A 13267-nucleotide genomic window follows, 5' to 3' on the forward strand; every position below is an offset into this window, starting at 1 on the left:
CAAAATACTGAAAGTTACCGTTCTTTATCTGTTCAGAAGCATCATAAAAACGATTAAAATGAAATACACTATCTGCCCCTATTATCATTTTCTCTGTAAATAATTGTGGAAAAATAAGCAAGAGTGACATACAAATAATTACTAGTACTGGTAAAAATTTTTTCAATTAGCTAGCTCCTAACAGTCTTTTGGATCATTGTTTAATAATAGAGTTGGAATTATAATAATGGAATATAACCTTTTTTTGATAATTCCTGGTTCAATAGAAGTTAAATAAATTAAATTCTTAAACTCATAATTTTAGCTATATTAATTTCCTAAGATAAAAATCCACTATATATAATCGTTTATTCGATTAAATATTATTTCGGATAAACTTAATCAATATGATCAATAATATCGATAAGATTTTTTTAATAGTATCCCTCCTAAACAAATTGATGCTAGATTTTATTAATCATACTCTTTTATTCCATACATTTATAAAGTAAAATCAAGTAAATAAGCAAAGTGAATCATCACTTTGCTTATAACTATTTTATAGGTATTCATTACGGTGCCTTAATCAAATTCCAGTTAACATTACCTGTATATTGATTAGCTTGTACATTTTTAACTTCTGGAAGAACTAATTCAGCTTGACCTAAAGCGTAGTCATAAACAGCATCCCGTGCCCCTTGGCCACCTTGCATTACGGCAACTTCTGTTTCACCAATTTGAAGATTAGTTTGTCCAGTTACTTCTGTGGTAAGTTCAAAGTCAGTATCTTGGACAGCTGACTGACCATCATTCTTGTTCTTGTGGACTTGCCCATTAGCGTTTTTTGATTGGATATAGCTACTATCCAATCCAGGGGTTTGCCAAACTAATTGCGCATTTAATTGCCAGCTAGAATTTGATTGTTGATCTTTAATACCAATATGGAAGTTATTTCCATCTACTAATGGGATAACTTGTTCTCCCTTATTGTTCAACTGTGTAGTTGGGATACTAAATTTATTTGGAAGATAATATAACCCTAATTTTGAAGTACTATCTGGGAGTGGCTTAAAGCTTCCTCCAGGAGCATTAGGCCCAGCAACTCTGTTCCATTGTGCTTTAAATGTAGTATCAAGTATTGAGAAAATGTCTGTTACATTTTCTAAGAGATTCCCTTTGTCATCTAACCAATTTTCAAAAGTAGCGCCTGATTTTGTTGGATGATTTTGTTGCGCAAATTCTTTTACTAAATCCATGTTCAACCTATCTGGTTTGATTGCCAGAGTAAAGTAATATACTTTCGAAACATTCCCTGAGAATTGACCTCCGTTTGCATCTAAGTTTAATTGACGTGGCCTTCTTTGTGGAAAACCATTAATTTTATCTAGTACAAGATCGTTATTTGTTAGTACCATCAATGGAACTAAATAACCAGCGTTACCTGGATCTAATGGTTCTATTGAGTTTTTAAATCCTTCGCTTACTTCCCAATTGGTTAAATCTAATACTGACAAGTTTGCCGTCCCTCTGAAGATTTGATCTGCCTTTTTAAGTTTCAATAGCTTCCAATTGCTCAAATTCAAATACTCAAGTTTATGAGCTTCGCTAAACATCAAACTTGCTTCCTCAACATTAGACACATTCCAATTTTCCAATCCAGTTAGATTTTTTACATTAGAGCCAGCAAACATAAAATCCATGTTTACTACTTGTGATGTATTAAGAGTTTCTAATCCTAATACCGTCTCGAGTTTATTAGTGGCCCAAAAAAGACCTGACATATTCGTCAACTTGGAGGTATCCCATCCAGTTATATTTATTGTTTTTGCATTAGAGAACTTAAATAGATTAATCATACTAGTTATATTAGAAACATCTAATCCTCTTAGATCTAGTGTTTCTAATTTGGGTAGCCTCGTTCTATCAAAACCTCCTTCTGAATCCTGGAAATCCAGAGTAGTTTCTACTAATCCCACAGTCCCAGCTAATCTTATACTCGTTACTTCTTCATTATTAAAAAACATATATCCATCTAATACTTCAAGTTTTGTAGGTAAATTATTTAATCGATCGGGTATTACAATATCTGTATCGGAACCTTCATACCATTCAATTATTGCATGTCCTTCTTCTTCTCTATACCTCCAACCATCAATTGCTTTAGTATTACTACTTGGGACAGTTCTGTCTGATAAACGTTTTGGTTTTTCTGTTTTAGCATTGCCACTTGCTTTGTCACTCTCTCCTTCAACTTTTTGTGCAAAAGTTTCAGAAGTGACACTATTAGAGTCTTCAGTTGTATCTGTAGGGATATCACTTGAATCTGAAACTGCATTGTTCGTTTCTTCAGTTGTATCCTTAGTCACTTCACTTGAATCTGAAACGACGTCATTAGAGTTTTCAGTTGTATTCGTAGGGATATCACTTGAATTTGACATAGAATCCAGTTGATGATTTTCTTGATTAGAAGATTGTGTCATACTATGATACATCGTCTGTGCCGTTGCTGGCTCAGGAATAGTTACTAAATCTTTTTGTAAATTACTGTTTTTATTTTGTCTATTTTCAATTGGTGAGAGTTGGTTCAAGATGTTTTTTTGTTCTTCTTCCGAAAATTGACGCATGGCTTGGATATCGATCGAAGAATCGGTTTTTGCTAAAACATCCGTTGCTACTAACACTTGGCTTCCTAATATAATCGTAGAACAAAATCGTACTAGGTTTTTCATTTTCATAACCTCCTAGTTCCTCCTTTATAATTGGTTGTTAATGATGAAAATATAAATGATGGATAGAATAGCCGTACTAAGTGCACTAATTAATCCGATATAATTCATATATACAGTAAACCTTTGAGAATCGAATGTACTAGCTTTCTTATATTGAATCAAGAAATAATGGATCTGGATACCTAGAAAAACAATTGCCATGATCAATAAGCAAATAGGCAATACATACATTAATCCCCCACCTCATCTCTGTGTTTCGGTTTGCTGATAAAAAGCAGGAAGAAGGTTGAAAGTAATACACCTAAGCCACTATATAGTAACAAGTTACTTTGAATTGTTCCTGTCTTAGGTAATAATTCCGTTTTTACGATAAGATCATTTGTTTTTTTCTGTTCTAAAGAATCTGAACCTACAGCTATTGTTGGTGTAGAAGTATCAATATTTTTATTGCTTTCATCTTTCGGTGTTTCTCCCGGCAATACCTCTGGTGTAATTTTTTTTCGTAACACCACTTGGAGTTCTGTCTCTGCCTGATCTTGTGTATCTGCAGCTACTTTAGTTACACCGCCCGTCAGACCTGAACCAAGCATTAAGCTACAAAATAGTCCACTAATTAGCAATTTCTTTTTCATTATTTTCCTCCTCTAAATAAAATAAATAGTGTACTGATTATCGACACCATCACAAATAACCATAAACTCCAGATCAACCATGATGGGATTTGGATTTTAAATACAGATTTTTTGTTGATTGCTTGAGTTTCTTCCTCTGAAACCGTAAATTTTTGTGTGAATTCCCAATTTTTTTTCTCTGAGGTCACTTTTCCTTTAAAAATATAGTTTCCTGGTTTTAATTCTTCTTTTTTCCAATCAAATTGGAAAGGATAAGCAGAGTATGGAGCCATTCGAACATTTTCTGCTTTACGTTCTTGTACAACTTTGTCTCCATTTTCTTGAATGATTTTTCCTTCTACAGTTGATTTTTCTAGAATATATGGATTAGGATTTAAAATATCTGCTTGAACGATCTTTTTCCCTGAAACAAGTTTTGCTTCTACACGTTCTAACACTAAATCTATCCCTTCACTCACACTCATAGCAGCATCTGCTTTATTGGCTAATACAACGCCCAAGGTATAGCTATATGTATTTCCTACAGATAATTTAGCTTCTTCTTTTTCTTTCTCCGTTAAATCTGAGACAACAATTCCTCCTAGAATTATCCCATCTTGTTCTTCTTCTGGCATTTTCAAATCTAGTGTCGCAATCACTTCACTATTAGCAGGGACCTTGACCTTCTCTTCTTGTGGCTTTAACAACGAAGTGAGTGGTGTTTTTAATGTTTGATGATCCTTTAGCTTTCCAGTGTAATCGATCAACCCATTCGAATTCGTATTTCCGTTCGTTACTTTAACTTGTAGAATCTTCTCACTGTCAGTTTGATTGATTAATTTCACTTGTAATTGATCCGTTGCACCAGGCAACTCATGTAAATAGAAATAACTAACATTAGGATCAATTTGACGTTCATTGGCAACCCCTTCAATATTATATCCACCATTTGATTGAGCTTTTTCCTCTGCTTCAACTGAGATGCCTAACCAGCTACTTACACAAAGAAGTATGGTTAAAAAAAAGATCTTGCTTTTTTTCATTTACAACCGATATCCTTTCTTTATTGTTGATTTATTTCCTAAAGACAAACAGATTTTGGGGAAAGCGAAAATCTGTTTGTCTTTAGAGAATAAAACCATTTTGTTTTATTCTCTAATAAAACTTAGATTAAGGAGCAACAGCTAAATCCCAATTGATTGTTCCAGTATAGTCATCAGCTGGAACTACACTTGCTTCTGGAATATTAATTTTGAAGTTATCTACAGAGTAGTCATAAGTTCCGTTTTTCATAGTAGCAGTAGTAGTTTCCATGATAGATGTAGCTGTCTCACTAATTGTTAGATCAGTAGCTGAAGTTGTAACTTCACCGTTAGCGATTGCTGAAAGGTTACCGTTTCCATCATTTTCTTGAACAGTCCCATTTTCACCTTTAATTGTAACACCATTAAATTTAGCAGCGTTTGCTCCAGTCCATTCCAGTGTCGCAGTTAAGTTCCAAGCATCTTGTTGACGCAACTTATCTTTCACACCGACGTGTATTTTTGATTGAAGTTTAATATTTTGCTCTCCATTTTCTTGCAATTCAGCTGTTACTGATTGAGTTCCAGGATAATAAACAATCCCACGTCCTTGTGGTTGTGGAGCAGGAACTGTTGGTGGTACAACAGCAGGATCATTAGGATCTGGATTTGTTACTGTTGGTGGTACAACATCCTTGTCAGTAGGCAATGTTAATTTTGCATTCACAGGTGTCTCACCTTGTGTATCACTTGTTGCAGCAAAAACTGCGCCTCCGCCTAAAATAGTGGTTGATAATAATGTTGTAGATAAAACTGATGCAAAAATTTTCTTCACTATAAATCTCTCCTTAGTTACTTTTGTTTTTTTCGTCAAAGTGCTATAGGGCATTTGACACTCTATTAATATACTTGATTCTTAAAGAGATTTTTTTTTATATTGTCAAATTGCAAAAAGACAATTTTACAAATCTTAAAATAGTGATTTTAAAAACTTTTCTATACATTTCTAAGAAGAACACAAAGCAATTACTCTGTGTTTATCAGATTTAGAAAGAAGTAAATAATTATTTTAGCGAAGTATTTTTTCTTTTTTTATAAGAACGAATGTAATTTTAAATTCCAAACAAAAAAACAGAAGTTTTTTACTTCTGTTTTAAAAGTAATATTAGCAATAATGAACATTTTGTATTTAATGTTTATAGACAAGATTCACTATTCGAGCTGATCTCATTTATAGACTTCGTTAGTTCCATTAGAAGCAATGATTTTTGGGTAACTAATTCTCTTTGAACACCACAACTAACTAATACAGTATGATTATAAATTGCTTCGATTTTTCCTGTGATCGAATTTCCATTAACAGTGGTGGCCTTAACCACTTGTCCAATTTCCATACTTATTCTCCTAGCATCCTATTTAATGATTTAATAACCTATTTACTTTGCTGATTAGTCAAATATATCAACAATAAATTCAATACTCTTCCAGAAATAAAAACTAAATATTATATTTAATATATAGATTACTGAGAGTATTATGATTCCTATCATTATCGATAATATATTTGTGATTCTCAAAATCCTCATCTCCTTTTTTAATATACTTTCTAGCTATCCTTTCCAGCTATACATATTTATATCAAAAAAATAGCGCTACATTTTTTTTTATTAACTCAAAAGAATAATCAAATTTGTCATAATGAATAAAAAATAATAGTTTTTGATTCATTATATGCTTATATCTAAATAACTAGTAAATTGGTTTATGGAATGTTGGTTTGGTAGTATTATTAGTCATTTCTGTTTTTATTCCGTATTCAGCACCTATTTCTCTTGGTGTACTGTTCACTTGGAAAGATAAAGTCACTTATAAAGTATTTATGCGATCATTTTTCTTTATCATTTCACTAACTACAATAGAAATTCTAGGTATAATTTTTGTATCATTCCATTTTTTATCCTGATATCAATTCTTTGATCTCCACTGTAAAGAATCATCTTTGATTTAATGACGAATCAACTGTAAATTGTACCAAGTGCCACAAACCAACATATGTAGATTTAATATAATGAAGATTTTCCATCCAATAATTTCCATGCTTTTACCCTTCTACACAAAACAATGTAAAATATTGATTAAAAAACTTTATTTTTTGTCTCTCATTTACTAATACTTCACTTACTTTTTCATTTTTCCAGCGTAAACAAAGGAGTCAAGCATCACTTGAATCACCAGTGATTTTATCCACTTACTATCTATTTATTGTTTAACTAGTATATTTGAACAATTATGCCTTCAAAATAAGCTTTTGTGAAGATATTCTCTTTAACGAAAACTGTTTTGTTAAAATAAATTGTAAATGTGTCTCTTACAACACATCTAACTAGGTGAAAGCGGTGAAGTCAAAAGAAAATTTATTCTATTAAAAACATCCTTGTCTTGTACTTTTGATAAAATCATTATTAGCTAGTGTAATCAGAATCTCTGTAGAATATCTAATAAATAGAGATTTTATAGGTTCTGGTTTTTATACCGTTTTTTTTATTTCTTCTCAAAGCACTCTCCATTTTTAGAAAATCAAAAATTTCTTACCCATTGACAGAGTTACATAATAATATTCCAATTTTGCGTGACAATGATAGGAAATTTATTCTTCGTCATTTTAAGCATTTCAATTCATCTATTAAACATTAAAGTAAATAGTTTTTATGTATAACTGATAATTTTCACTTGATAAAGGAACAAATATAAACTTTTGTAAGAATTTAAAATCATAAGAGTTTTGATTAACAAATACTATACTCAGAGAAGGGTATACATCTACTGTGAATATAAAAAAGAAAGTAGGCGATTTCTATGAACACTAATATTCATCAATGGTTTGTAGCGAGAAAAGAGAAAAGAAAATTAGAGCTAAGAAAAAAGAATTGGAAATTAAGACAAGCAGGAAAAGATCCTAATAAAGGTTGGAATTCGATGGTAGATTCTGGATTAGGTGGAATAAATAATATGAACAGAGATACAGAGGGTGTAGTATTAAGATCAAATGAAATCGACAATAAAGCTTATTTTTTAGAAGAGGCGAAACGTAGGAGAAATTCAAAAAGTGAATAAAGATGAGCATGGGACAAAAGTATGATTTACTCTTGTTTCATGCTCTAAATACGACAAACGGCGGAATCAGAAGCAACTCCTTCGATTATAAGCTGAAATTCAAAAAAATTGAAAAACAATTTTCATGACTTCCTTCTTATTTCTCGGAGTTAACCGCTTCTGACCCAGCCTTTATTTAATCACTAGGTAAGATAACCTCCGATATTAAGTTTTTGCCACAAGTGCTAAACCATTATAGACTGTTGCTCTACAGCAACACTTAATTCTTTTTCACCCTACCTTTATAAAGGGTCAAATCGTCTTTGAATTGGCCCTCATTTTGACATTTCAGTATCGAATCCTAACTATCCACGATATAATATTCCGTATACTTATTCTTGATTATAAACATATAGAGCTATTCCTTTTATCCCTATATTACTTCTAGAAACAAAAACTAGTTGAACAATCTGATTGTGTCATTTTCATCAAAATGGGTTTCTTGCCTATTTTTAGGGTAATCCTAAAAATGAACATAATTTGTTTTTTTAACCAATATTCGTAAATTATTGGTTAACCGAGCGCTACTTGTGCCCACTCGCTAGTTCCCCGTTTCTTTTTTCCATCATGTCATCACATTTGTCTTCGTACTTTACTTGATTGAAGCATTTAGTTAGTGTTGTAGCCTTAATTCTTGCTGATTCTGGCTTATTTGTGTGGAATCGGAATTTTTCTTAATGCTTCTTTCTACACTCGTGACTACAAGATCTAGAAAACCTTGTTTTGCTGTAGTCTTTAGAGGTTCTGTGTCTACTGGTTGATCTGAGACGGATGGAGTGATACCGATGACTGCTTCTGTATCAGCGACTAAATTTAAGGCGCTTCTATTTACTGTCTCTTTTGTGATTTCTACAGTTTCTGTTACTTCCTTATTTGTTATATTTACACTTACATCATCCGTTGTTCCCATTATCGTCTGTTCTTGCTCTTTATTCAGTTGAATGTCTTTTTCAAAGCTTTCCTCACCAAGGATATGAAGGTATACTAAATACGTAAACATGGATTCCATTTTTAAATTCTCTTCATTCATATCTCGTTTGATAATTGGTCGTTCCTTAAATGCCCTACCCTCAGCGAAATCTCTGAGGAGAGTCATCACCATTTCTGCATCCATCATTTGAAAATTCGCTCGCAACATAAAATTTTCTTTCATCTCTTCAGCCACAGTCGATATTGATATCGTTGGTTTGTCCAACGAATTAGCTAGGTGCTTGACAAATCTTTTGAATGGCTTAGATTTTAACAAATTCGGGTAGTTAAAGGTAAAATCATCTATTGTATCCTGTGCACTCTTACTAAACCCTGCCTCTACTCTATAATAACGAACCACGTCTTCGGTATCCGCAGCATGATGAGTCATTTCATGTAAGATTGTTTCACGTGCATCTGGTATTATCTGTTTACCTTTCCTAATATCCGGATCTAAGTGAAAAGCATCCGCATAAATAATCATTCTACACTCTGGATCAGCTGTTACAACGAATGCCTCGCTTCTCAGAGTTTTTTTATAAAGCGAACGATACTCCTGTGTGCCTGGTTGACGAACCAGATCAGTAGACACGATCCAAATATTTTGAAAACCTAAATCGGCCGTTTTTTGCAAGAATTCTTCTCCCTTTTTCGCTATTGACCTTAGTCTCGAGATAATCTCCTTTAAGATTTCTTCTTGATTAGGAGCATCTTTCAATTTAAACATGTCAATCAAGTATTGCCCTTCTGTGGTTTCTGCAAGTACTCCTTCTTTTAACAATTTATCACACTTTTCTTTTGCCGTTTTACAATTTCCCTGTGATTTTATAAAATTTTCTACCAATTTTTTTTTAAACAGTTTGATATATTCTGGCACCTCCTCTGATTTAAGACCTACATACACTCGAAAGTCTAGTTTTGGTTCCGAAGGTAGATCCTTACGAATTCCCTTCATAAACTGGCCTTCCAACCACTCATCATCATCATAATAGATGATAGTATTTTCGGGAAGAAAAGTAGAGAAATCACCAAGTTGAATGCTGTCATCTTCAGGTACTGGAGCTTTATATTTCTCTTGGATAGAGATAGCTTTTCTAAGCTTCGTCCATTCCTCCGCATGTCTAGGTGGATTTGGTGGAAGTTGATTAGCTGGTGGAAGTACCACATCTTTAGTCATCTGTGATGCTACTCCTTGTGAGGTGCTTGGAGATCCTTCTTCAGACATTTTTAATCTTTTTTTACCCAAGCCCCCTCGGGATCGGACTAATCCTGGACTGAGTGTGGCTGCTTCTATTGCTTGCTGCCTCTCCCATTCTGTCTCAAAGCGGAATTGGCCCTTTTTTTCATTGAATCTTAGCACTGTCATTGCTTCATTGTAATCTTTTTTCACTAAATGATAGCGATTCAAATTTTCATCCAGTAAGACCAACGGAATATAATGCTCCTTGATCTTGATATAAGACCTGTTTGATCCATTCCACATCAAGCCATGTTTACTATCTGGACCAGAAAGAAAAATAGGATTTTTTTGTGTTTCAAACTGATCTAACAGCTCACCGATTTTTGTCTCTACCTCTTTTGAAACGGAACGGGAAGTCGGGGGTTCAAAATACCATTCCACGCCATTATAATTCACTGGTAAAAACTTTTTCGCAGACGGATCTTTGACATACATTCGTACACCGTGTTCTTCAATAGACTGAATTCTCACAGGAATCAGTTTCTCTTTCATTCGAATAAAGCGCTTCGTCTCTTCTCCTTCTTTTGTTACTGTCGTGATCATTCCTTCTCCATAGGCTTGAGGATCAAGATTTACCTCAACAATATGCACCTGATCTTCATCGAATTGGACCGCTAACTGATCGATCAATTTAAGTTGTTCCGTCGTAAATTTAGCAGGTCCTCTATAGGGTTCTAACTGAAATCCTTTCAACATATATAAGCCACCAAATACATCTGCAGTGTCCAAATTTGTCACCTTCATATATAAATCCGCATTCATTTTTTTTACAGGAACTTCTAGACCATTCAATTTTCCGAGCACAATTTCTTTTTTCAACGCCTCTCGTGCCTTCTCCATGACCTCTATTTTTTCTAACAGAGCTTTGGTTTTCGCACCGACTTGAAATTCATTTTTGAACTTTAATACTTTCTGAATCACCAACCTTCCTCCACCAGCGATCGTTTCAAATCCTGGATCGATGGTCCGAGCAAGACTATATACAAGTTTTCTGATTTCTGTTACCTTAGGGAGAAAGTGACGACTACTTTTGACGATACTTCGAATCCCCCCTCGGGCAAGCGCTCGAGCCACTCCTAACGCAAATTTCATATTGAGGGAAGTAATCTGACCTACTACCGGGATGAAAAGCAACGCATCAATTGTACAAGAAGTAACCGCTTCTCCCACATCTTGATTCTTGATCCCTACCACACAATCATAAAACGGGATGAAATGTTTGATGACATCCCAAGCTTTTTTGATATCCGCTTTGTCATTTCCCGAATCATAAAGCTGGTTATATAATTGATCGCTATGTTTACGACTAAATGTCTCAAGGAACGGTTCTATTTCCTCTCCATGGGATAACTGTTTACTACGATTCACAGAAGCAGAGAATTTAAAGTATTTATTACCTATACGAGTCTCATTTCTTACTTGTCGATAGCCTCCCCCCCAAAGATCTTTTCGATTAAACAGCCCATATTTGAGATAGGCTAGAGGGTCTTGATCAACTCGATAGATGATATAGCCACCTTCTTCATCGAGTCTCTTCAACGCATACCACCGTTCTTCATTCCCTTGAACAGCCACAAACAGATCGGTTTTGTCTAGACTAAGTATCGTATCTTCCCACGGTACTCGACCTTTAACATTAACAAGAATCATTCCACCTGTCCCTGGCGCACCGCCTTTATAGTCATGTTCATTTTTCAACTCGGCAAATCCCTCGTAAAGAGTAGTTGTTTTTGAGAAAATAAAATCTAATTCCTTTTGCTCGAGTGCATTCAGCGCAAATTCAATCAGTTTTTTATCAAAGGGAACATGCGCCTCTGAGACGTTTTTTGTCAATTTAGTATATTCGGCCTCTAACTTAGGTGGGACCCATTTGATATCCGAACAAGGAGTAGAACCCAAAAGATAATTTTGTTTTATGACATAAAAAAGCTTGGAAGAACCTTTGGTACGACACATCTTGGCAACATTTGTGGCTATGGCATCTTTTCGACGCCATTGAATCAAGGCTTCTTGATAAGCTTTATACAAACGATCGAATAGTTCTTGATGTTCAACGAGTTTAAAATAGCCCTCTTGTTGGTATCCTATAAACGTGCCGATTGCAACCTCTTTGTAGGTACCCTTAGCTAATTCCTCACGTAATAGTTCGGGTTCCAGTTGAGCGATAGCCAATAAGGAAGGCATTAGGAGAGAACGTAGCTCCTCATAGTCATTGATCCCCTTTTCAAGGATTGTTTGCCAAAAATGTTCTCCCATCAATCGAGCCTCTTCTTGACTGAAGGAATGTTGATACTCGCCTTCCTTTAGAATCTTCGCTCCTGTTAGTTGCATCAATGAAGCATAATCAGAAATCAACAAATCATCGGCTAAACCACTGTTATCCAAAAAATAATTGGGTAACTCTTGGTGAAGGAATAAATTCCATAGCTTGTTAAAGAAGTTCTTCTGTTTGTGAGTAAGAGTAGCATCCTCTAACTGAATCAATCCTTCTTTCTCCAAATTTTTAACGGTAAATAACTCCCTCAAATGTCCCATGGTAAATTGATCGATATCAGGTGCCGACACTAGTTTTTTGACCATGTAGGCTTCCAGCGAACTTCCTAGTATCGTTTCAAAAGCCCATTTCATGACGGTTAATTCGGCATCTTTGTTCGAGATATTCTCCTCTTTTTTTCCACCATAGAGCTTCAACTCTTTCAGAATCACTTTTGCCACTGGTCGAAGATTTTCATAATCTAAGAACAATTTGTGGTCTTCTTTTTTGGTAATCCATTTCCCCATAGCAATCAATACTTCTTCTTTGGTTGACTGTTCTGTGATTAGCTTCTTCTGCTGAAGAAATGTTTCGACTTGTTGTCGCACATTAGGATCCCGCCATTGAATGTCATCCGTTTCGATGTTACTTTTTTGTTTGTCTGTACTTGTTGGCTGTGGGGAAATCGTTGATGGTGGAGTACTTGTTCCTTCTGCTTGTTCTGTTGTTTCTACCACAATAGCCAAAATATCAGGTTGATTGTCTTTCATTATTTCATAGATCCATGACCCGACAGTTAGACTCGCTTGTTCCTCTGAAACCACTTCTTCTTCTCCCATTCCAAGGAAAAGTTTTGCAAGTTGTTTGACTTTCACCATATCCAACGCTGGTGGCGTCGCACCTTCAAGAAGCACCCACTCATCGATTGTATCTATTAGTTCTTTGGCATTTGAATCTTGACAAACAATCCCTTTTTCAGTGAAGAAATCAACGAGTTTTTTACGGATGTTCTCCTTTTGTTCACTCGTCCATTCAGGGAGAGGGAGTTCCTGTTCTTCCTGAATCACTGTCTTTGTTGGATCATCGGCATTTTCCTGTAAAAACGCTTGGATCTTTTCATTGATATCCTGAGTGACTTCACTTTTCCTAGCTGACGTCATCTCTAATTCAGGCTCTTCAGCATAAGGTCTCGTTCCATTGACTTGATTGTTTCCTGCAGTTGTTTCGCTTATCTGGGTCTCATTGAATGTTAATTGATCTACCTCTGATTCTAGAGAAGGTATTCTATTCGTTGGCAACGGCATTGCCTC

Annotated in this window: 8 protein-coding genes; 1 reads left to right on the plus strand and 7 read right to left on the minus strand. The window is 34.8% G+C overall.

The window, feature by feature from the left end; all coding sequences use genetic code 11:
- Positions 1 to 551: 551 nt before the first annotated feature.
- The 6 genes from A5844_RS11000 to A5844_RS11025 form a co-directional block, all read right to left on the minus strand.
- The gene (locus tag A5844_RS11000) at positions 552 to 2708 is read right to left on the minus strand and encodes a BspA family leucine-rich repeat surface protein (protein ID WP_179190591.1); all 2157 of its coding nucleotides are present in this window, start codon (positions 2706 to 2708) and stop codon (positions 552 to 554) included.
- A gap of 24 nt (positions 2709 to 2732) precedes the next feature.
- Complete coding sequence (locus A5844_RS11005; protein ID WP_086285219.1) at positions 2733 to 2939, minus strand: hypothetical protein; 207 nt, start codon at positions 2937 to 2939, stop codon at positions 2733 to 2735.
- Positions 2939 to 3340, minus strand: a complete 402-nt coding sequence (locus A5844_RS11010) for an LPXTG cell wall anchor domain-containing protein (protein WP_086285220.1) — start codon at positions 3338 to 3340, stop codon at positions 2939 to 2941. The genes A5844_RS11005 and A5844_RS11010 overlap by 1 nt, the downstream gene beginning before the upstream one ends.
- On the minus strand, positions 3340 to 4362 hold the full coding sequence (locus tag A5844_RS11015; protein WP_086285221.1) for a WxLIP family cell surface protein: 1023 nt from the start codon (positions 4360 to 4362) through the stop codon (positions 3340 to 3342). Before A5844_RS11015 ends, A5844_RS11010 begins: the two co-directional genes overlap by 1 nt.
- A gap of 127 nt (positions 4363 to 4489) precedes the next feature.
- The gene (locus A5844_RS11020; RefSeq protein ID WP_086285222.1) at positions 4490 to 5176 is read right to left on the minus strand and encodes a WxL domain-containing protein; all 687 of its coding nucleotides are present in this window, start codon (positions 5174 to 5176) and stop codon (positions 4490 to 4492) included.
- Positions 5177 to 5537: 361 nt separating this feature from the next.
- Positions 5538 to 5735, minus strand: coding sequence for a hypothetical protein (locus A5844_RS11025; protein ID WP_086285223.1), 198 nt, complete (start codon positions 5733 to 5735; stop codon positions 5538 to 5540).
- Positions 5736 to 7197: 1462 nt separating this feature from the next.
- On the opposite strand from A5844_RS11025, the gene A5844_RS11035 reads away from it, so the two are divergent.
- Positions 7198 to 7455 carry a hypothetical protein gene (locus tag A5844_RS11035; RefSeq protein WP_086285224.1) on the plus strand — a complete coding sequence of 86 codons (258 nt, stop codon included), beginning with the start codon at positions 7198 to 7200 and terminating at the stop codon, positions 7453 to 7455.
- 652 nt (positions 7456 to 8107) lie between these two features.
- Here A5844_RS11035 and A5844_RS11040 read toward each other — a convergent pair.
- Positions 8108 to 13255 carry a hypothetical protein gene (locus tag A5844_RS11040; RefSeq protein ID WP_086285225.1) on the minus strand — a complete coding sequence of 1716 codons (5148 nt, stop codon included), beginning with the start codon at positions 13253 to 13255 and terminating at the stop codon, positions 8108 to 8110.
- Positions 13256 to 13267: the final 12 nt, after the last annotated feature.

It is taken from the genome of Candidatus Enterococcus wittei (assembly GCF_002140175.1).
Classification (GTDB): domain Bacteria; phylum Bacillota; class Bacilli; order Lactobacillales; family Enterococcaceae; genus Enterococcus_B; species Enterococcus_B wittei.